The sequence below is a fragment of the Sinomonas sp. T428B genome (assembly GCF_056780155.1).
Genome location: NZ_JBRAZR010000001.1, coordinates 3,025,541 through 3,044,821, shown reverse-complemented (window position 1 = coordinate 3,044,821; position 19,281 = coordinate 3,025,541). Strand labels below are relative to the sequence as shown.

Below are 19,281 nucleotides of genomic sequence, written 5' to 3'. Positions count from 1 at the left end.
CTAGTCGCGCGCGGATCCACCGGCCGCCAGCCCTGCGGCCCGGAGGCCGGCCCGCCGGCGCCGGGCCATGAGGAGGGTGTCGGCGGTCAGGACGAGGATCGCGAGCCACACGATCCCGAAGCCGATCCACCGCCCGGGGGCCATGTGCTCGCCGAGCAGGGTCACGGCGAGCAGGAACTGGGACAGTGGGGCGATGTACTGCAGGAGCCCGATGGTGGTCATGGGCAGCCGGCGCGCGGCCGCCCCGAAGAACAGCAGGGGAGTGGCGGTGATGACGCCGCTCGCGGCGAGCAGCCAGAAGTGTCCCGGGCCGTGGCCCGTGAGGGTGAGGGTCCCCGCGGCGGCGAGCCAGGCGACGACACCGAGGGCCGCCGGCGTGAGGACCACCGTCTCGACCGTGAGGCTCGTGACGGCGTCGACCGTCGCGCCCACCCGGTTCTTCACGAGCCCGTAGAAGCCGAAGCTGAACGCGAGGATCAGCGCGATCCACGGGACCTGCCCGTAGGCGACGGAGAGGACGAGGACCGCGACGCTGCCGATGCCGACGGCGGCCCACTGCAGCGGCCGGAGCCTCTCCTTGAGGACGAGCACACCGAGCAGCACCGAGACGATCGGGTTGATGAAGTAGCCGAGCGAGGCCTCGATGGCCTGGCCGTTGAGCACGCCGTAGGTGTAGGTGAGCCAGTTGACGCCGATGAGCGCCGCGGCGAGGGCGAGCGCGCCGAACGCCCGTCCGCTGCGCAGGACGGCGCCGAAGGCCCGCCACGAGCGCGCGACGGTGAGCAGGGCGAAGCACACGATGAGGGAGAACAGGACCCGGTCGGCGACGATCTCTACGGGGCCGGCGGGGGCGAGGGTGATGAAGTAGAGGGGAAGCAGGCCCCACAGGCCGTAGGCTCCGATGCCGAAGAGGAGGCCGACCGAGGAGGCCGGGGGTCCCGAGGGATTCGCCGGGGCCTTCCCCGAGGCTGCTGGGGTGGGGGCGGGGGCATCGGCGATCTGCTTCTCGGTCACGAGCGTAGAACATCCATGCCCCTGTCATGTATTCCCCGGCCCGCACCGGGGGCGCCAGCGGTAGACTAGGCGGTTGTGCGTGGCCGCCGGCCGCCAGCCAGCATCCCGGAAGGAAACCCTGTGCCTGAAGCCCCCGCCGAGCCCACCGTGCAGCGCGATTCCGTGCAACGGCCGTTGCGGGTCGCCATCATCGGTGCCGGCCCCGCCGGCGTCTACGCAGCGGACATCCTGACCAAGTCGAACGAGGTCAAGGACGGCGAGGTCGAGGTCAGCATCGACCTGTTCGACCAGTACCCGGCCCCGTACGGCCTCATCCGGTACGGCGTCGCGCCGGACCACCCGCGCATCAAGGGCATCGTCAACGCCCTCCACAAGGTCCTGGACCGCGGCGACATCCGCTTCATCGGGAACGTCACTTACGGCCGTGACCTGACGCTGAGCGACTTCCGCGACTTCTACGACGCCGTCATCTTCGCCACGGGCGCGATCCGCGACGCCGAGTTGGACATCCCCGGCATCGGGCTCGAGGGCTCCTTCGGCGGGGCGGACTTCGTCTCGTGGTACGACGGCCACCCGGACGTCCCCCGGGACTGGCCGCTCGAGGCCAAGGAGGTCGCGGTGATCGGCAACGGCAACGTGGCCCTCGACGTCGCCCGCATGCTCTCCAAGCACGCCGACGACCTGCTCGTGACCGAGATTCCGGACAACGTGTACCAGGCCCTCAAGCGCAGCCCCGTCACGGACGTCCACGTGTTCGGCCGCCGGGGCCCTGCCCAGATCAAGTTCACCCCGCTCGAGCTGCGCGAGCTCTCGCACTCCCGGGACGTGGACATCGTCCTCTACCCGGAGGACTTCGAGTTCGACGAGGCCTCCGACGAGGCGATCAAGACGAACAACCAGGTCAAGACCATGGTCAACACGCTCGCGAACTGGATCGCCGAGGACCAGGACACGGGCGCCTCGCGCCGCCTGCACCTGCACTTCCTGCAGAGCCCGGTCGAGATCTACGACTCGCCCGAGACGCCGGGGAAGGTCGCCGGCATCCGCTTCGAGCGCATGGAGCTCGACGGCACCGGCAACGTCCGCGGCACGGGCGAGTTCCTCGACTACCCGGTCCAGGCCGTGTACCGGGCCATCGGCTACCACGGCTCCGAGCTCGCGGAGCTCGAGTACGACGAGCGCCGGGGCGTGATCCCGAACGAGGCCGGGCGCGTCCTGCGCCCGGACGGCACCCCGCTGCCGGGCGTCTACACGACGGGCTGGATCAAGCGCGGCCCGGTCGGCCTCATCGGCTACACGAAGGGCGACGCCCTCGAGACGATCGGCTGCCTGCTCGAGGACCGCGACGACCTCCCGCCCGCGACGAACCCGGACGAGCACGCGATCATCGCCCTGCTCGAGGAGCGCGGCGTCGAGTACACGACGTGGGAGGGGTGGAACGAGCTCGACGCGCACGAGAAGTCGCTCGGCGAGAAGTTCACGGCGGAGAGCGGCGTGCAGCGCGAGCGCGTCAAGGTGGTCCCGCGCGAGGACATGATCCGTATCTCCCGCACCCCCGAGAGCCGCTGAGCGGAGCGGGACGGGGGATCTGCCCCCGTCTCGCATCCTGAGACATTCTGAAGGTCTCGCCCACTGGACGCCTATAGTTGTCGGGTTTGTGCCATCCCCCCGAACACCAGGAGTCTGGAATGCAGATCCTCCGGACCAAGCCGATCGAGACCACGATCGCGGACTCCCACGAGCCGGGCCGCCGCCTCAAGCGCACCCTGAGCACGTGGGACCTCATGATCCTCGGCGTCGCCGTCGCCGTCGGTGCCGGCATCTTCTCCGTCGGCGCCAAGGCCGCGGCGAACTTCGCCGGCCCGGCCGTCACCCTCTCGTTCGCCGTCGCCGCCGTCACGTGTGCCCTCGCGATCATGTGCTACGCCGAGTTCGCCACCGCGATCCCGGTGGCCGGCTCCGCCTACGTCTTCACCTACGCGACCATGGGCGAGCTCCTGGCCTGGATCATCGGCTGGAACCTCATCCTCGAGCTCTTCACCGCAGCGGCCGTCGTCGCGAAGTACTGGGGCCTGTACCTGAGCAAGGTCTTCGCCCTCGTGGGCATCGAGATCCCGCCGAGCATCCCGCTCGGGCCCGTCGAGCTCGTCTGGGGCCCGTTCCTCGTCGTCTCGGTCTTCACGGTCCTGCTCGTGCTTGGGACCAAGCTGTCCGCGCGCGTGGGCAACGTGTTCACGCTCGTGAAGATCGCCGTCGTGCTCTTCGTCATCGTCGTCGGCTTCTTCTACGTCAGGGCCGAGAACTACGCGCCGTTCATTCCCGACGCCGTCCCCGCCGAGGGCGCGGGCGGCACCGAGGTGCTCAAGCAGTCGCTGTTCTCGTTCCTCACGGGCGCGGCCCCCGCCCAGTACGGCCTGTTCGGCGTCTTCGCCGGCGCGGCCCTCGTCTTCTTCGCCTTCATCGGCTTCGACGTCGTCGCCACCTCGGCCGAGGAGGTGAAGGACCCGCAGAAGACCCTTCCGCGCGGCATCTTCGGCGGCCTCGCGCTCGTGACGCTCCTGTACATCCTCGTCTCCCTCGCGCTCACCGGCATGGTCTCCTACACGACCCTTGCAGAGGCCGAGTCGCCCACGCTCACCACGGCGTTCGAGGCCGTGGGCAACACCGACGCCGCGAAGGTCATCGCGTTCGGCTCGCTCGTGGGCCTCACGACCGTCATCATGGTCCTGCTCATGGGCCTGTCCCGCGTCATCCTCGCGATGAGCCGGGACGGCCTCCTGCCCCGCGCGCTGTCGGTGACCAGCGAGAAGCGCGCGACGCCGGCCCGCCTCCAGGTGATCTGCGGCATCGCCGTCGCCCTCGTGGCCGGCCTCACCAACGTGGACGTGCTCGAGGAGATGATCAACATCGGCACGCTCTCGGCCTTCGTCGTCGTGAGCCTCGGCATCCTCGTCCTGCGGAAGAAGCGCCCCGACCTCAAGCCGGCCTTCCGGGTCCCCGGGGGCAAGGCCGTGCCCGTCCTCTCGGCGATCCTGTGCCTCTATCTGATGACCAACCTGGCGGTCGAGACATGGATCTACTTCACGGTCTGGCTCCTTCTGGGTTTCGCCATCTACTTCCTGTACGGTCAGAGAAATTCGCGTCTCAATGAGCGCTTCGCGGGGCCCCGCGAAGCGGTCGAGGCGAGGACCGACATGGGGGAAAGCAGTGGGCAATGAGGTCAAACCAGCCGTGCCACGGCATTTTGCAGAATTTGTCATACAGATGATTGCTTCGGTCTAGGATAGGTCACATGGCGCGACCTCCTCGTCCTGAGCGGAAGACTGAACTGCTCGAGCAGATCCTCGACTACCTCCTGGAGTCGACGCTTGCAGACCTGACCTTCCGCAGCCTTGCTGATGGGCTCGGCATCAGCAGCTACGTGCTCGTCTACCACTTCGGGAACCGCGAGCAGCTCGTCGGTGAGATCATCCGCGGCATCACCTCTCGGTTCGAGGGGATCGACGCCGGAGCGCCCTCGGCGGGCGTCCGCGAGCTCGTCGAGTGGGCCCGCGGCGCCTTCGCCCTGACCCTCGACCACCGCGGCCGGCACCTCCAGCGGCTCGAGTTCGAGGCCGCCGTCCAGGACGTCGTCGCCCCCGAGCCCCGCCGCGTGGGCGCGGAGCTCACCGAGCGCTGGTCCGGATTCCTGAGCGACTGGCTCGTGGGCATCGGCATGGCGCCGGAGCGCGCGCGGCCCGTCGGGCGGGCCTACGTCGGCGCCATCATGGGCACGCTCTACGACTTCGTCATCACGGGGGACAGGGAGGCCGCCCTCGCGTCCTTCGACGTCCTCGCGGAGGACTTCGCCTCGCGCCTCGCAACGGGTGGGGGGCCCATGGCCTCCGCCCGGCGCGGGGAGCTGAAGTCCTCCTGAGGCGCGACGACTGACAGAAGGGGCCCGGTGCATCGCACCGGGCCCCTTCTGTCATGGCCGCTGATCATCCTCTCTGCGCCACTGGATCCCGTGTTGCCGACATCGAGGCGAAGAGCTCCCGAAGCCCGAACGTCCACGGCTCGAGTTCCTCGGCCCTTCCGACCTCGTTCACGAGAGTGCCGAGAAGGCGGCTGGAGATCGAGACCCGGTCGCCGAGCACGTGGGTGAAGCCCTGGCCGGGTTCGGCCCTGTCCCGGGTGGGAGCGAAGAGCGTGCCGGTGAACAAGGCGAAGCCGTCGGGGTACTGGTGGTGCGGGCCATACGTGGCTGCGACGAGCTCCTCGAGCGGGCGGCTGATCCTGGCCAGGCTGTTGCGGCCCTCGAGGACGAATCCGTCGGGGCCCTCGACGTGCAGCAGGATCTCCTCAGACCGGAGCGAATCCAGATCGAACTCCCTCTCGAACAGGCGGATGAGCGGGCCGATCGCGGTGGAGGCGTTGTTGTCCTTGGCCTTTCCCAGCAGCAGGGCGCTCCTGCCCTCGACGTCTCGGAGGTTCACGTCGTTGCCGAGGGTCGCCCCGACGGGCCGGCCGCCCGAGTCGACGATGAGCACGAGCTCCGGCTCGGGGTTGTTCCATTCGGAGAAGGCCGGGATGCCGATCAGCGCCCCGGTGCCCACCGCGGACAGGACCGGGGCCTTCGTGAAGACCTCCGGGTCCTTGCCGATGCCGACCTCGAGGTACTGAGACCACAGCCCTTCCCCGACGAGGACCTCCTTGGCCCGCTCGGCCTCCGCGCTGCCCGGGCGCACGCCGTCGAGGCTGCCGCCCAGGGCACCGCCCACCCTGGCTCGCAGCTCCGCGGCCCGGGAGGGATCCCCTCCTGCCCGCTCCTCAATGACACGCTCGATCATGCTGTCCACGAAGGTGACGCCGCACGCCTTGACCACCTGTAGGTCGATGGGGGCCAGGAGGCGTGGGCGGGATGCGTCGCGGTCCAGCGTGGCCTCGAGCAGCTCAAGGGTGTCCCACCGCGGGGACTGACGTCCGACGGCGGCGCGCACCCGCTCGGCGGGGGAGGGGGTTTCGACGAGCTCGGCGACCGTGGGCGCGACGGCCTGGAGGTCGAAGGCCTCCTCCCCGATCACGGCGACCACACGCGGCGCGCGGGCAAGCGGATCCCACACGCGGCCGACGAGGAGTGCGTCCTCGGCATCGTCCGGCAGGAGTGCACGGGCCTCGGGTCGCCTCATGCCCGGTCTCCGCCCGGCCGGTGCCACACGCCGTCGATCCGCTGCGGCACCCGCCACGGATTCCCATCGCGCAGCGGCTCGGGCAGCCGGTCCTGCGGCCAGGACTGGAAGGCAACAGGGCGCAGGAAGCGCCGGATGGCCGCCGTTCCCACTGACGTCGACATCGAGGTGGAGGCAGGGTAGGGGCCGCCGTGCTGCTGGGCGTAGCTCACGGTCACGCCCGTGGGCCAGCCGTTCCAGAGCACCCGGCCGCTGATCTCGGCCAGGCGGACGCAGAGCCCATCGAGGTCGTCGTCTGCCTCGGCGTGGACGCCGGTGGTGAGCTGGCCCTCGAGCAGGTCTGCGAGCTCGACCAGCTCCGCCTCGTCCCGGTACTGCACCACGATGCTGGCAGGACCGAACATCTCCTGGCGCAGGATCCCCGGGTCGCGCCGGACGGCGTCGCCCGTCGTCGCGAGGACCGTGGGCTGCGGGGCCTCGTCGAAGCTGCCCTCCAGCAGCACCTCGACGCCGTCGCGGTCGGCGACCGAGCGGACGGCCCTCGTGTAGCCCTCGTGCAGGCGCTCGGTCAACAGCGGTGCAGGCCTGAAGCCTTCCAGGGCCTCCGCGATGCGGTCGCGGACCTCCCCCGCACCGCTTGACGGAACGAAGAGCAGGCCAGGCTTGGTACAGAACTGCCCCATGCCGAGCGTGAAGGACGCCGCGTAGCCGGCCAGGATCTCGGGCCGACGGGCCTCCCAGGCGCGCCGGGTCACGAAGACGGCGTTGATCCCGCCGAGTTCGCCGAAGAAGGGGATGGGCTCCGGGCGGGCGGCGATGCGGTCCAGCAGCGCCCTGCCGCCCGCCGTCGAGCCCGTGAACCCGACCGCCTTCACGAGCGGGTGCTCGACGAGGGCCACCCCGGCCTCCCGGCCGGTGACGAGGGCGAAGAGCCCGGCGGGCGCCGAGGCCTCCTCGAGACCACGGCGCACGGCCTCGGCTGTGAGCGCGGCAAGCTCGGGGTGCCCGTCGTGGCCCTTGTGCACGACGGCGCAGCCGGCGGCGAGTGCCGAGGCGCTGTCCCCTCCCATGACGCTGAAGGCGAAGGGGAAGTTGGAGGCCCCGAACACGCCGACGACGCCGAGGGGGATGTTGACCCGCCGGAGGTCCGGCCGGGGGCCCATGCCCCAGTCCGGGTCCTCGTGGTCGATGACGGCGTCCAGGTGCTCCCCGGCCCGGACCTCCTGTGCGAGGAGGCGCAGCTGGAACACGGTGCGGCGAAGCTCCCCACGGAGCCGCTCGGGCCCCAGGTGCGTCTCCCGGGAGCCGACGTCCACAAGCGGGCCGGCCGCCTCCTCGAGGGCGGCCGCGATGGACTCGAGCCAGCCGGCGCGGGTGGCGAGGTCCACGTCGCGGGCCAGCTCGAAGGCGGTCTGGGCGCGCTCGACGGCGGCGTCCAGCTCTTCGCGGGACGTGGCCGATGGTGTGGACGTGGGCGCGGGAGCGGTCATCGGGCCCCACCCGCCGCCACGAGGCCGGGAGCTGTCACGGCCGCGCGGCCGCCCACCTCCAGCCAGCCCGGCCCGGACGGGAATTCCCACCGCGCCCTCGAGGGGGCGAGCATCTCCGCGCCGGTGCCCGGGAGCAGGGGAGCGGAGTAGCGGCCGCGGACGATCCTCACAGGCTCGGCGAAGTGCTCGTGCAGGTGGTCGACGTACTCGATCATGCGCCCCTCCTGACTGGCCGAGATCGAGGCGTAGTCGAAGAAGGAGAAGTGCTGGACGAGCTCGCACAGGCCAACGCCGCCCGCATGCGGGCATACCGGCACGCCGAAGCGTGCCGCAAGGAGCAGATTGGCGATGTTCTCGTTGACGCCGGCCACGCGTGTCGAGTCGAGCTGCAGGACGTCGATGGCCTTGGCCTGGAGCAGCTGCTTGAAGATGATCCGATTGGCCACAGCCTCGCCGGTGGCGACGCGGACCGGCGCGACGCCGGAGCGGATGGCGGCGTGGCCGAGGATGTCGTCGGTGCTGGTGGGCTCCTCGATCCAGTAGGGCTCGAACTCGGCCAGCTGCCTCACCCACTCGATCGCCTCCGGCACGTCCCAGCGCTGGTTCGCGTCGATGGCGATGGGCAGGTCCCCGACGGCCTCGCGGGCGAGCCGCAGCCGGCGTCGGTCGTCCTCGAGGCTGCCGCCGACCTTGAGCTTGATCATGGAGAAGCCTTCGGCGGCAGCCTCCTTGCTCAGGCGCACGAGCTTCTCGTCGCTGTAGCCCAGCCAACCCGGGGACGTTGTGTAGGCGGGGTAGCCCTCGGCCTTGAGCGAAGCGATCCGCTCGGCCTTGCCGATCTGGCCGGCCTGCAGGATCTCCAGGGCCTGGGCCGGCGAGAGGGCGTCGCTGATGTGGGTGAAGTCGACGACGTCGACGATCTCCTCGGGGGACATCTCGCTCAGCAGCAGCCAGAGCGGCTTGCCCTCGCGCTTGGCCCGCAGGTCCCACAGGGAGCTGACGAGCGCCCCGCAGGCCATCTGGCTCACGCCCTTCTCCGGGCCGAGCCAGCGCAGCTGCGAGTCATGGACGAGCCTGCGGGAGGCGCCGCCGAGGTCGTTGATCAGCTCCTCGGCGTTGCGTCCCCGCATCAGCTCGGCGTAGGCCTCTATGGCCTTGACGATGATCTCGTTGCCCCGACCGCACGTGAAGACGAAGCCGTGGCCCTCCTCGCCCTCGTCCGTTCGGGTGATGACGTAGGCGGCGGAGTAGTCGGGGTCCACGTTGACCGCGTCAGAGCCGTCGAGCTCGAGCGAGGTCGGGAAACGGACGTCCTGGACGGTGATAGAGGCAATGCGGGACATGGAACTCTCTGTCTCTTCGGCGAGTGCCCTGAGGGCTGGAAAGAATCCTATATGAATGCCTTGAATCATATAGGAATGCCTCAAGCCGTCAAGGGGGGCCAACGAAGAAAGCCCCAGTCATGGTGGCTGGGGCTTCAGGGTGCCGCGTGGGACTAGGGGATGAGGCGCGGCCTGGGCATCGCGGGGGCCTGCAGGGGCCCGAGGGCTGCCGGCCCCTCGAAGGCCTGGGCGAATCGGTCGAAGGACTTCAGGATGTGCCTACCCATGGCCTCCTCCGCGCCCACGGGGTCGCAGTCCCCGATGGCCGCTGCAATCTCGCGGTGCTCGGCAAGCGTGATGTCCCCTTCCACGTCGGCCGGGTACAGGCGGAACGTGTGCAAGTGGCAGTGGGTCTGGGCATATGCCTGCCGGACGACCGGGTTCTCCGCCGCGGCGAGGATCAGGTCGTGGAAGCGGGCGTCGTGGGCCACGAGGTGCTGCCGGATGTCGCCTCCGTGCGCGATCCGTTCCTCGAGGGCGTCGAGTTCGCGCTGCAGGATGCGTCCGGGGTTTGAGAGGCGGTCGACGGCGGCGGACCTCGCCGCCCAGGGCTCGACGAGCAGCCGGAACTCGAAGAGCGAGCGGAGCTCCGACGGCTCGAGCAGGGGCGTCGTGCTGTACCCGCGGCCGGGGCTGTAGACCACGAGGTTGTCGCCTTCGAGCCTCTGGAGCGCCTCGCGCACCGGGGTGGGCGAGACCTGGAGGCGGCGGGCCAAGGCGTCGATGTTGATGCGCTCGCCGGGCGCCAGCTCCCCGTCGAGGATCGAGGCCCGCATGACGGTGTAGGCCTCGCCTGCGGCGGCCTTGGCCTTCGGCGCCTCGGCGGCTGAACCCTCGGCCGTTCTGCGTGCCGCCATCGTGCCTCTCTTCCCTTCGGGTGCTGGGGGAAGTCTAAGCGAGGCCGGGCCGGTGCCGGGTCGAGCCGGCGTGGGGTGGCGGCCCGTTGAGGATCCGGGGTTGACCTGCATCACATGACCTATATGATTGCATCCGTTCCTATATGATTCCGCGGCGGCGGCTCCGCCATCCCCATCCTTCGCTGATCCAGCGACCGGCCATGTCCATGTCAAAGGAGACCCGCATGACTGCCCTCGGTAGCCCCACCGGGAAGGCGCGCACGGACTCAGGCGCGCCCCCAACCCGTACTATGACAAGAATGCGCTGGGCCATCATCTGGCTTGCCTTTGTGGGCCTGAGCATCAACTACCTGGACCGCTCGAGCCTCGGCGTCGCGCTTCCCTTCATGGGGGAGGACTTCCACCTGACGGCCACCCAGCAGGGCCTCATCTTTGCGGCGTTCTTCTGGGCCTACGACTTCTTCCAGCTCGCCGCCGGCTGGTACGTCGACAAGGTCGGCCCGCGCCGATCCTTCACCCTGGCTGCCATCTGGTGGTCGATCTTCACGATGGCCACCGCTTTTGCCCGCGGCTTCTGGAGCCTCTTCGCCGCGCGCTTCCTGCTCGGCGTCGGTGAGAGCCCCGCCCCGAGCACCTCGGCCAAGGTCGTGGCCACCTGGTTCCCGGTGCGAGAGCGCGCCTTCGCCACGAGCATCTGGGATTCGGGGTCCCGGGTCGGCGCGGTCATCGCCCTTCCGATCGTCACGCTCCTCGTCTCTCTGACCTCGTGGCAGGGCGTCTTCATCATCATTGGCGCCCTCGGCCTCATCTGGGCCGTCGTGTGGTGGAAGGTCTACCGCGATCCCCAGGAGCACCCGAAGGTGGGCGCCGGAGAGCTCGCCTACATCCAAGCCGGCGGGGCCCGGGGCAGCGGGAGCGACGAGGAGGCCGCCGCGAGGCTGCCCTGGCGTGCGCTCTTCAGGTACCGCACCATCCTCGCCATGATGTTCGGCTTCTTCTGCCTCAACAGCGCGATCTACTTCTTCATCACGTTCTTCCCGAGCTACCTCGTCAAGGAGCGCGGATTCGACCTGCTCAAGCTCGGCTTCTTCGGCGCCATCCCCGGCATCTGCGCCGTCCTCGCGGGCTGGCTCGGCGGCTACCTCGCCGACAGGGCGGTTCGCAGCGGCCACTCAGTGAACAAGGTGCGCAAGACCGCCATCGCCGGCGGCCTCGCCGGCGGCTCGGTCATCATGTTCGCGGCCCTCGTGCCCGAAGCCTGGATGGCGCTCGCCCTCCTGTCCGTTGCGTACTCGAGCCTGACCGTGGCCGCCACGGGCATCTGGTCGCTCCCCGCCGACGTTGCGCCCAGTTCCCGCCACGTCGGCTCGATCGGCGGGCTCCAGAACTTCGCCTCGAACCTCGCGGGCATCTTCACCCCGATTCTCATCGGCCTGCTCGTCGACGCGACGGGATCCTTCGTGGCGCCTCTCGCCGTGATCGGCGGCATCGCCCTCCTCGGTGCGGTCAACTACGTGTTCTTCATGGGCCGCATCGAGCGGCTCAAGGTGCCCGCGGCCGCCTAGCCAGGCGCCGCCAAGACGTGGCGGACATGCAGAAGGGCCCGGTGCAGGTTGCACCGGGCCCTTCTGCGGCTTCGGGAAGCGTCAGCCGATCTTGTTGGCGGCCTCGGCCTGCGACGGGCTCTGCTGGCCGAGCTCCGCGCGGAGCTTGGCGCCGAGCTCGGCGTCGACGTTGGTCCAGTACTGGATCGCGCGCTCCTTGATGTCGGCGCGCTTCACGCCGCCCACCGCGCCCGCGATGGTGTTGAGGAAGCGGGCGCGCGCGGCGTCGTCGAACACCTCGCGGTAGAGGATGCCGGCCTGGACGAAGTCGCTGTCCTCAGCGTGCAGGGAGTGCGCGGCGAGGGTCAGCTCGCCGTCGTTCTCCCAGCCGCCGCCCGGGTTCTGCGGCTCAACAGCGGCGGGGCCGCCGAAGGTGTTGGGCGCGTAGACCGGGGTCTCCGGGGAGTTGAAGCTGATCCGCGAGGCGCCGTCCTGGCTGTAGTTGCGCACCTCGGTCTTCGGGGCGTTGACCGGCAGCTGGGCGTGGTTCGTGCCCACGCGGTAGCGGTGCGCGTCCGCGTAGGAGAAGATGCGCGCCTGCAGCATCTTGTCCGGCGAGGCCGCGATCCCCGGGACGAAGTTCGACGGCGCGAAGGCGGCCTGCTCGATCTGCGCGAAGTAGTTCTCCGGGTTGCGGTTCAGGGTCATGGTGCCGACCTTGATGAGCGGGTAGTCCTTCTTGGACCACACCTTCGTCAGGTCGAACGGGTTGTAGCGGTAGGTCTTCGCCTCCTCGTACGGCATGACCTGGACGAAGAGCTCCCAGCTCGGGAAGTTGCCCTCGGCGATGTTCTCGTAGAGGTCCTGGATGTAGTAGTCGGCGTTCTCGCCGGCGATGCGCTCGGCCTCCTCGCCGGTGAGGTTCTCGACGCCCTGGTTGGTGTGGAAGTGGTACTTGACCCAGAAGCGCTCGCCCTCGGCGTTGATCCACTGGTAGGTGTGCGAGCCGTAGCCCTGCATGTGGCGCCACGTCTTGGGGAGGCCGCGGTCACCCATGAGCCACGTGACCTGGTGGGCCGACTCGGGGGAGAGGGTCCAGAAGTCCCACTGCATGTCGGCGTCGCGCAGGTGGCTGCCCGGGAGGCGCTTCTGCGAGTGGATGAAGTCCGGGAACTTGATGCCGTCGCGGATGAAGAACACCGGGGTGTTGTTGCCCACGAGGTCGTAGTTGCCCTCGGAGGTGTAGAACTTCACCGCGAAGCCGCGCGGGTCGCGCCACGTGTCGGGGGAGCCGTTCTCGCCCGCGACGGAGGAGAAGCGGATGAGCATCTCGGTCTCGACGCCCGGCTGCAGGAAGGCGGCCTTGGTGTACTTCGAGACGTCCTCGGTGGTCTTGAAGGTGCCGAAGGCGCCGCCGCCCTTGGCGTGCACGACACGCTCCGGGACCCGCTCGCGGTTGAACTGCGCGAGCTTCTCGACCAGGTAGTGGTCGGTGAGGATGATCGCGCCGTCGGCACCGACGGACTTCGAGTGCGAGTCCGAGGTGACCGGCGCGCCAGACTGGGTCGTCGAGTAGTTGACCGTCATGTCTCTCCTTTGTGTTCCTTGTATTTGCTGTTCGTTGAGCCGGAAGATCGGTGGGCCGCTGGCGGTCGGTGCGCTCAGCCGGCGGCCGGGGCGGGTGTCTGCGAGGCGGCGCAGTCGGCGCAGATGCCGACGTAGGTCACGTCCGCGATCATGATCGTCATGCCGTGGGAGTCGCTCGGGGTGAGGCACGGAGCGTGCCCGACGGCGCACTCGACGTCCTCGACCCGGCCGCAGATCGAGCAGATCGCGTGGTGGTGGTTGTCGCCCACGCGCGTCTCGTAGAGGGCCGGGGAGTGCGGCGGCTCGAAGCGGCGGAGCATCCCGAGGTCGGTCAGGTCCCCGAGTACGACGTACACCGACTGGGGCGTGATGTCGGGCAGTTCTTCGCGGGCGGTGGCGAGGATCGCCTCGGCCGGGGAGTGGGGCTGGCGGTCGACGGCGGCCAGGACGGCCAGGCGCTGCTTGGTCACCCTGCGCCCGTGCGCGCGCAGGGCCGCAGCCCACTGCGTGTGCTCGGTGCTTGGTTCCATGGCTCCATTGAACCACTTATTTTGATCCACTCACAATAAGGTGAGCCTTAGCTGGGTAAGGACTACGCTGGTGGCCTCGAGGAGGGAGCGGGATGCGCCGATTCGGCGAGCGTCAGGTGGTCCATGACGACATCAATCTGTGGGCATACTCGGGCGGGTCCGGGCCCCGCACGTTCGTCCTCGTGCACGGCATCGGGGTCTCCTCCGTCTACTACCGGCCCCTCGCCGAGCAGCTCGCCCGGCACGGCCGCGTGCACGTCCTCGAGCTCCCGGGCTTCGGCAAGGCCCGCACGCCGCGCCGGCCCCTCTCGATCGAGGAGTTCGCCGAGGAGGCCTGGAAGGCGCTCGACGCCCTCGGCGCGAGCGAGCCGATCCTCATCGGACACTCGATGGGCTGCCAGGTCGTGGTCGAGATGGCCATCCAGCGCCCCGGCCCCCAGCCCATCGCCCTGCTCGGGGCCACCGTGAACGTGCGGGAGCGCACGGTCCCCCGCCAGGCGCTGCGGCTCGCGCACGACAGCCTGATCGAGCCCCTCGGCGTGACCCCGATCATCTTCGGCGACTACGTCCGCTGCGGCGTGCCCTGGTACGTCGAGACCCTCCGGGAGATGATGCGGCACCGGATCGAGGAGCGCCTGCCGCTCGTCGAGGCCCCGGTCCTGCTCGTCTGCGGCCGCCGCGACCCCATCAGCCCTCCCGACTGGAACGAGACGCTCGCGAGCCTCGCCCGGCGGGGCCGCACCGTCGTCGTCCCGCGCGAGGCGCACGTCGTCATGTACCGCGGCGCGCGCGTCGTCGCGCACTACCTGCTCGAGGAGGCCGAGCGCGCCGGGAGGCTGCCGTGACGGGGCCCCGCACGCTCCGGCGCTGGGCCTGGATCGCCTCCGGGCTCGCCCGCGACGCCGGCTACGCGACGCTCGGCCAGCTGCGCGGCCTCTCGCCCCTGTGGTCCTGGGTCCCCGCCCGCGCGCCGGCGCCGCCGGCGCCCGCGCGCCGGCCGCCCGCCGTCGTGCTCCTCCCCGGGATCTACGAGCCCGCCGCGTTCCTCGCCCCGCTCGCCCGCTGGCTCGAGGCCCGGGGCCACCACGTGGTCTCGGTGCCCGGGCTCGGCTGGAACCTGCGCACCATCCCGGAGTCCGCGCAGATCGTCGGCGCGTACCTGACCGGGCTCGGGATCCGCGACGCCGTCGTCGTCGCGCACTCGAAGGGCGGGCTCATCGGCAAGCAGCTCATGGTCGCCGGCGAGCCGGGCCTCGTGGCGGGGATGGTGGCCGTGGCCACGCCCTTCGAGGGCCACCGCTTCTCGCGTCTCGGGCCGACGCCGGCCCTGCGCGGCTTCCGCACGCGGGACCCGGTCATCCTCACGCTCGCCGCGGACCTCGAGGCGAACACGCGGATCGTGACCATGCGGGCCGAGGTGGACCCGGTCGCGTTCCACGGGACCGAGCTCCCCGGATCCGTGAACCTGACCCTGCCCGTCGTGGGGCACTTCCGGATCCTCGGGCACCCGCTCTTCCTGACCCGGCTCGCGGAGGTGCTCGAGGGCGGGCGGTTCGGGCAGGGCAGAATGGGCGCCGAGCGAACCGGGGACCTGCAGCGCGGGGACCAGGCGCGCGGGGACACGGCGACACCGTGAAACGTTGAGTCCAGCAGGAGGGATGCACCGTGCACAAGCACTACAACGGACTCAAGACAGCGGCGCTCTTCGGCGTGCTCTGGGCGGTCCTGCTGGGCCTCGGCGGGCTCGTCGGGGCCTGGACGCGCAGCGGCTCGCCGATCTGGATCTTCGCCCTGCTGGGCGTGGCCATGACGTTCTACAGCTACTGGAACAGCGACAAGATCGCGCTGCGCTCCATGCAGGCCTACCCGGTGAGCGAGGCCGAGGCGCCAGGGCTGTACCAGATCGTCCGCGAGCTCTCGCAGCGGGCCAACCAGCCGATGCCGCGCATCTACATCTCGCCCACGCAGTCGCCGAACGCGTTCGCGACCGGCCGCAACCCGGAGAACGCCGCCGTCTGCTGCACCGAGGGCATCCTCCGCCTGCTCGACGCGCGCGAGCTGCGCGGGGTGCTGGGCCACGAGCTCATGCACGTCTACAACCGCGACATCCTCACGTCCTCGATCGCCGCGGCCGTGGCCGGCGTCATCACCTCCGTGGCCCAGTTCGCCATGTTCTTCGGCGGCGGGGGCAGGGACCGGAACGTCAACCCGATCGCCCTGCTCGCCCTGAGCCTGCTCGCGCCCTTCGCGGCCTCGCTCATCCAGCTCGCGATCTCCCGCACACGTGAGTTCGACGCCGACGAGGACGGCTCGCAGCTCACCGGCGACCCGCTCGCGCTCGCCTCGGCGCTGCGCAAGATCGAAGGCGGCGTCCGGATGGCGCCGCTGCCGGCGGACCAGCGGCTCGTCAACACGTCCCACCTCATGATCGCGAACCCGTTCCGCGGCGGCATGGGCCTCGCGAAGATGTTCGCGACGCACCCGCCGATGGCCGAGCGGATCGCCCGGCTCGAGCACCTGGCCGGGAGGCCTCTGGGCCGCTGACGGCCGGACTCCCCGGGGGCGACTAGGCTTTCGGGGTGCGACGATTGCTGGCCGATACGACACCCCTGACGGAGAGCCCGGACTTCCGGCGCATGTGGGTTGGCCAGCTGCTGAGCATCCTCGGCGCCCAGCTGAGCGTCACGGCCGTGAGCCTGCAGGTCTACGACCTCACGCGCTCGAGCTTCCATGTCGGCCTCCTGGGCCTCGTCGCCCTCGTCCCGTTCGTCCTCGCGGGCCTCTACGGCGGCGCGATCGTGGACGCGCACGACCGCCGCACGGTCGCGATCGCCTCGGCCGGGCTCCTATGGGGCACGAGCGCCCTCATCGCCCTCCAGGCCTGGCTCCGGCTCGACAGCATCGAGCTCATCTACGTCCTCGTCGCGCTCCAGGCCTTCGGCTCCGGGATCAACATGCCCGCCCGGAGCAGCATCATCCCGCGGCTCATCCGGCCCGAGCTGCTCGCGGCCGCGAACGCGCTGAACATGATCACCTTCGGTCTCGGCGGGGCCGCCGGGCCGCTCCTGGCCGGCGCGTTCGTCGCGACGATCGGCTACGGCTGGACCTACACGCTCGACGTCCTGTCCTTCACCGTCGCGATGTGGGCGCTCTTCAGGCTCCCGCCCCTCCCGCCCGAGGGGGCCGTGCGGCGCGCCGGGCTGCGCTCCGTCGCCGAGGGCTTCGCGTTCCTCTCGACCCGGCCCAACATCCGCATGACCTTCCTCGTGGACCTCGCGGCCATGGTCTTCGCGATGCCTCGGGCACTCCTGCCGGCCATCGCCGCCCTCGCCCTCGGCGGCGGCGCCGCGACGGCCGGGCTCCTCCTGGCCGGCATCGCCGTCGGGACCTTCCTCGGCGGGCTGTTCTCGGGCCCGGTCGCGCGGCTGCGCTGGCAGGGGCGCGGCGTCGAGCTCGCCGTCGTGGCCTGGGGCGGGAGCATCCTCGCGTTCGGCGCCGTCGTGCTCGCCGCGGACGGCTCCCCGGGCGCGGCCCCCGAGGCGGCGACGTGGTGGGTGGTCCCCGCGTTCCTCTGCATGGTCGCGGCGGGCGCAGCCGACGCCGTGAGCGCGGCCCTGCGCTCGACCATCCTCCAGGCCGCGACACCGGACGCAATGCGGGGGCGCCTGCAGGGCGTGTTCACCGTGGTCGTGGGCGGCGGGCCCAGGATCGGCGACGTGTTCTCGGGCGGCGTGGCCGCATGGCTCGGGGAGGGGCGGGCCGTCGTCGCCGGGGCCCTTCTGTGCATCGTCCTCGTCGGCGTCCTGCATCTCGCCCAGCCGCGCTTCGCGCGCTACGACGCGACGGCCCCCGCACCGTAGCCCTGCTGCGGACTTGCTCCGGCAGTAAACCGCTATTGTGGATGCGGATTTTTCTGCCCGTCAGCGTTATTCTCGACACTGGCCGGTGCGCCGCTGACGGGCCCGGCAAGCTTGAGAACCAGGACAACTGCATGTGGGGGGAGCATGGCAACGACGCCGCCCGAGGGCTTCACGCCGGAGTACGACAACGACGGAACGACCGTGATGCACTACGAGGGCCCGACGGTCGAGGGCGACGGGTGGAACATCCTCACGTCCTGGTCACCGGACTCTGGTTTCCTGCTCTGGCCTGCGAGGATCGGTGGCGAAGAGCAGTTCACACCGGCCCAGGCGCTTGAAATGGGCCGCGCCCTCATCACAACCTCTGAGAAGTACGGTGCTCGTTGGCCTGACTGAAGCCCGAAGGACCTGCTCATGCTGAAGGCCCGCCCCTTGGGGGCGGGCCTTCGTGCTATTTCAGCGGAAGTTCACGAACTGGAGGTCGGCTTCCTCGAAGCCCTTGAGCAGGGCGATCGTGGCCTGGAGGTCGTCGCGGGACTTCGACGAGACGCGCAGCTCGTCGCCCTGGATCTGCGCCTTGACGCTCTTGGGCGCCTCGTCGCGGATGAGCTTGGAGATCTTCTTCGCATGCTCCTGCGAGATGCCCTCCTTGATGGAGGCCTCGATGCGGTACTCCTTGCCCGAGGCGAACGGGTCGCCGGCGTCGAGGGACTTGAGGGAGATGCCGCGCTTGATGAGCTTGGACTCGAAGACGTCGAGGACGGCCTTGACGCGCTCCTCCGAGTTGGCCTTCATGAGGATCTTCTCGCCGCTGAAGTCGATCTCGGCGCCGACGCCCTTGAAGTCGTAGCGCTGGGCGATCTCCTTCTGGGACTGGTTGAGGGCGTTGGCGACCTCCTGCTTGTCCACCTTGCTGACAACGTCGAACGTCGAATCTGCCATGGATGCCTCCGGGATGGGGTGTGTGGATACTGCCATCCAGCCTAGCCCGCCGTCCTCCGCGCCGGGGCTGCCCGCGGGTGCCCGCTCCCACAGTTCACTCACAGCCGAACCCCAGCGGGCTCGAACCGGACGCTGGCAGCGTTGGATCCACTGGACGAACCGACGTAAGGAGGATCCGTGGCTGGAACGCCTGCCAACGAGTCTGACCAGCGGGGGCGCGCGAACTGGTCGCGGCGGTCGATGGTCGCCGCGGCCGCGGGCAGCCTCGGGGCCGCCGCCGGCGGAGTCGTCGCGGCAGCCAGCGGGGTCGTCGCGGCGGCCACGCTCGCGACGGGGATCGTCATGTCCCCGACGCCGGCGCCCTCGGCCCGCCTCGACGGCGTCCACGCGGACCTGCAACGCGCCGTCGCCCTCCACCAGATCACCGAGGAGCAGGCGGCGTTCCTCGAGGCCCAGCTCGCGCGGGAGATCCTGGCGGACGGCGGCGACGAGGACCCGGACGACGGCGACGGGGAGCCGAACGCCGTCACCGCGCCGCCGTCGTCGAGGGCCTGAGAGGGCGCTGGCCCAGGCCCTCCCGCCCGATTCGATTTGTGGCGGATTGTTCTGTAAGGTTGTCTTGCTCGCACCGCGGAACACCGGGCCACTGGATCCGGTCTCTGTGGGGCTGCGCGCTCTGGCAGATTACCCGAGCGGCCAAAGGGGGCTGACTGTAAATCAGCTGGCATTGCCTACGGGGGTTCGAATCCCTCATCTGCCACCAACGGGAGAACGCTCCCGGTCTTCGGACCGGGGGCGTTCTTCGTCTTCCGCCCCACCCACATCCGCTGCCCTTGGCCGCATGTGCGGCCGTAACCAGGGCAGCAGAAGCGGGTCAGGGCAGCAGAAGCGGGCCAGGGCAGCACAT

The 19,281-nt window shown here is 70.1% G+C and carries 18 protein-coding genes and 1 tRNA gene; 11 read left to right on the top strand and 8 right to left on the bottom strand.

The window, feature by feature from the left end:
• Positions 1-1,014 carry an EamA family transporter RarD gene (gene rarD / locus ACUYMY_RS14095; protein ID WP_481704159.1) on the bottom strand — a complete coding sequence of 338 codons (1,014 nt, stop codon included), beginning with the start codon at positions 1,012-1,014 and terminating at the stop codon, positions 1-3.
• 120 nt (positions 1,015-1,134) lie between these two features.
• Here rarD and ACUYMY_RS14090 point away from each other — a divergent pair, with 120 nt between their 5' ends.
• From ACUYMY_RS14090 to ACUYMY_RS14080, 3 genes are all read left to right on the top strand, one after another.
• On the top strand, positions 1,135-2,583 hold the full coding sequence (locus tag ACUYMY_RS14090) for an FAD-dependent oxidoreductase (RefSeq protein ID WP_481704158.1): 1,449 nt from the start codon (positions 1,135-1,137) through the stop codon (positions 2,581-2,583).
• 119 nt (positions 2,584-2,702) lie between these two features.
• Positions 2,703-4,232, top strand: coding sequence for an APC family permease (locus tag ACUYMY_RS14085; protein WP_481704157.1), 1,530 nt, complete (start codon positions 2,703-2,705; stop codon positions 4,230-4,232).
• A 74-nt stretch (positions 4,233-4,306) separates the two neighbouring features.
• A complete protein-coding gene (locus ACUYMY_RS14080; RefSeq protein ID WP_481704156.1) occupies positions 4,307-4,930 on the top strand; it encodes a TetR/AcrR family transcriptional regulator in 624 nt (207 codons plus the stop codon).
• Positions 4,931-4,994: 64 nt separating this feature from the next.
• On the opposite strand, the gene ACUYMY_RS14075 is transcribed toward ACUYMY_RS14080, so the two are convergent.
• From ACUYMY_RS14075 to ACUYMY_RS14060, 4 genes are all read right to left on the bottom strand, one after another.
• The gene (locus ACUYMY_RS14075; RefSeq protein WP_481704155.1) at positions 4,995-6,182 is read right to left on the bottom strand and encodes a fumarylacetoacetate hydrolase family protein; all 1,188 of its coding nucleotides are present in this window, start codon (positions 6,180-6,182) and stop codon (positions 4,995-4,997) included.
• A complete protein-coding gene (locus tag ACUYMY_RS14070) occupies positions 6,179-7,672 on the bottom strand; it encodes an aldehyde dehydrogenase (NADP(+)) (protein WP_481704154.1) in 1,494 nt (497 codons plus the stop codon). Before ACUYMY_RS14070 ends, ACUYMY_RS14075 begins: the two co-directional genes overlap by 4 nt.
• Complete coding sequence (locus tag ACUYMY_RS14065; protein ID WP_481704153.1) at positions 7,669-9,015, bottom strand: enolase C-terminal domain-like protein; 1,347 nt, start codon at positions 9,013-9,015, stop codon at positions 7,669-7,671. Before ACUYMY_RS14065 ends, ACUYMY_RS14070 begins: the two co-directional genes overlap by 4 nt.
• Before the next feature lie 152 nt (positions 9,016-9,167).
• Entirely contained in the window at positions 9,168-9,911 is a 744-nt protein-coding gene (locus ACUYMY_RS14060; RefSeq protein WP_481704152.1) for a GntR family transcriptional regulator, read from the bottom strand.
• A gap of 299 nt (positions 9,912-10,210) precedes the next feature.
• On the opposite strand from ACUYMY_RS14060, the gene ACUYMY_RS14055 reads away from it, so the two are divergent.
• Positions 10,211-11,476, top strand: coding sequence for an MFS transporter (locus tag ACUYMY_RS14055; RefSeq protein ID WP_481704151.1), 1,266 nt, complete (start codon positions 10,211-10,213; stop codon positions 11,474-11,476).
• Between the two features lie 81 nt (positions 11,477-11,557).
• On the opposite strand, the gene ACUYMY_RS14050 is transcribed toward ACUYMY_RS14055, so the two are convergent.
• Positions 11,558-13,042, bottom strand: coding sequence for a catalase (locus tag ACUYMY_RS14050; RefSeq protein ID WP_481704150.1), 1,485 nt, complete (start codon positions 13,040-13,042; stop codon positions 11,558-11,560).
• Between the two features lie 74 nt (positions 13,043-13,116).
• A complete protein-coding gene (locus ACUYMY_RS14045) occupies positions 13,117-13,572 on the bottom strand; it encodes a Fur family transcriptional regulator (protein WP_481704149.1) in 456 nt (151 codons plus the stop codon).
• A 92-nt stretch (positions 13,573-13,664) separates the two neighbouring features.
• Between ACUYMY_RS14045 and ACUYMY_RS14040 the strand changes: the two genes are divergently transcribed.
• The 5 genes from ACUYMY_RS14040 to ACUYMY_RS14020 all read left to right on the top strand — a co-directional run bounded on the left by ACUYMY_RS14040 (position 13,665) and on the right by ACUYMY_RS14020 (position 17,828).
• The gene (locus ACUYMY_RS14040) at positions 13,665-14,417 is read left to right on the top strand and encodes an alpha/beta fold hydrolase (protein WP_481704148.1); all 753 of its coding nucleotides are present in this window, start codon (positions 13,665-13,667) and stop codon (positions 14,415-14,417) included.
• Positions 14,414-15,208 (top strand): esterase/lipase family protein, encoded by a 795-nt coding sequence (locus ACUYMY_RS14035; protein ID WP_481704147.1) that lies wholly within the window; start codon positions 14,414-14,416, stop codon positions 15,206-15,208. Before ACUYMY_RS14040 ends, ACUYMY_RS14035 begins: the two co-directional genes overlap by 4 nt.
• 29 nt (positions 15,209-15,237) lie before the next feature.
• Positions 15,238-16,116, top strand: coding sequence for a zinc metalloprotease HtpX (gene htpX, locus ACUYMY_RS14030; RefSeq protein WP_481704146.1), 879 nt, complete (start codon positions 15,238-15,240; stop codon positions 16,114-16,116).
• Between the two features lie 35 nt (positions 16,117-16,151).
• The gene (locus tag ACUYMY_RS14025; RefSeq protein ID WP_481704145.1) at positions 16,152-17,432 is read left to right on the top strand and encodes an MFS transporter; all 1,281 of its coding nucleotides are present in this window, start codon (positions 16,152-16,154) and stop codon (positions 17,430-17,432) included.
• 144 nt (positions 17,433-17,576) lie between these two features.
• Positions 17,577-17,828 carry a hypothetical protein gene (locus tag ACUYMY_RS14020; protein WP_481704144.1) on the top strand — a complete coding sequence of 84 codons (252 nt, stop codon included), beginning with the start codon at positions 17,577-17,579 and terminating at the stop codon, positions 17,826-17,828.
• 60 nt (positions 17,829-17,888) lie between these two features.
• Here the strand turns inward: ACUYMY_RS14020 and ACUYMY_RS14015 are convergent, their stop codons facing one another.
• Positions 17,889-18,374, bottom strand: a complete 486-nt coding sequence (locus tag ACUYMY_RS14015; RefSeq protein ID WP_481704143.1) for a YajQ family cyclic di-GMP-binding protein — start codon at positions 18,372-18,374, stop codon at positions 17,889-17,891.
• A 177-nt stretch (positions 18,375-18,551) separates the two neighbouring features.
• Between ACUYMY_RS14015 and ACUYMY_RS14010 the strand changes: the two genes are divergently transcribed.
• The gene (locus ACUYMY_RS14010) at positions 18,552-18,929 is read left to right on the top strand and encodes a hypothetical protein (RefSeq protein ID WP_481704142.1); all 378 of its coding nucleotides are present in this window, start codon (positions 18,552-18,554) and stop codon (positions 18,927-18,929) included.
• Positions 18,930-19,052: 123 nt separating this feature from the next.
• A tRNA-Tyr gene (locus ACUYMY_RS14005) sits at positions 19,053-19,137 on the top strand.
• Positions 19,138-19,281: the final 144 nt, after the last annotated feature.

Excerpts from the sequence above, each read along its gene's own strand:
- ACUYMY_RS14085 (WP_481704157.1), top strand. The coding sequence starts at position 2,703 with ATGCAGATCCTCCGGACCAAGCCGATCGAGACCACGATCGCGGACTCC.
- ACUYMY_RS14080 (WP_481704156.1), top strand. The coding sequence starts at position 4,307 with ATGGCGCGACCTCCTCGTCCTGAGCGGAAGACTGAACTGCTCGAGCAG.
- ACUYMY_RS14075 (WP_481704155.1), bottom strand. The coding sequence starts at position 6,182 with ATGAGGCGACCCGAGGCCCGTGCACTCCTGCCGGACGATGCCGAGGAC.
- ACUYMY_RS14070 (WP_481704154.1), bottom strand. The coding sequence starts at position 7,672 with ATGACCGCTCCCGCGCCCACGTCCACACCATCGGCCACGTCCCGCGAA.
- ACUYMY_RS14065 (WP_481704153.1), bottom strand. The coding sequence starts at position 9,015 with ATGTCCCGCATTGCCTCTATCACCGTCCAGGACGTCCGTTTCCCGACC.
- ACUYMY_RS14060 (WP_481704152.1), bottom strand. The coding sequence starts at position 9,911 with ATGGCGGCACGCAGAACGGCCGAGGGTTCAGCCGCCGAGGCGCCGAAG.
- ACUYMY_RS14055 (WP_481704151.1), top strand. The coding sequence starts at position 10,211 with ATGCGCTGGGCCATCATCTGGCTTGCCTTTGTGGGCCTGAGCATCAAC.
- ACUYMY_RS14050 (WP_481704150.1), bottom strand. The coding sequence starts at position 13,042 with ATGACGGTCAACTACTCGACGACCCAGTCTGGCGCGCCGGTCACCTCG.
- ACUYMY_RS14045 (WP_481704149.1), bottom strand. The coding sequence starts at position 13,572 with ATGGAACCAAGCACCGAGCACACGCAGTGGGCTGCGGCCCTGCGCGCG.
- ACUYMY_RS14040 (WP_481704148.1), top strand. The coding sequence starts at position 13,665 with ATGCGCCGATTCGGCGAGCGTCAGGTGGTCCATGACGACATCAATCTG.
- ACUYMY_RS14020 (WP_481704144.1), top strand. The coding sequence starts at position 17,577 with ATGGCAACGACGCCGCCCGAGGGCTTCACGCCGGAGTACGACAACGAC.
- ACUYMY_RS14015 (WP_481704143.1), bottom strand. The coding sequence starts at position 18,374 with ATGGCAGATTCGACGTTCGACGTTGTCAGCAAGGTGGACAAGCAGGAG.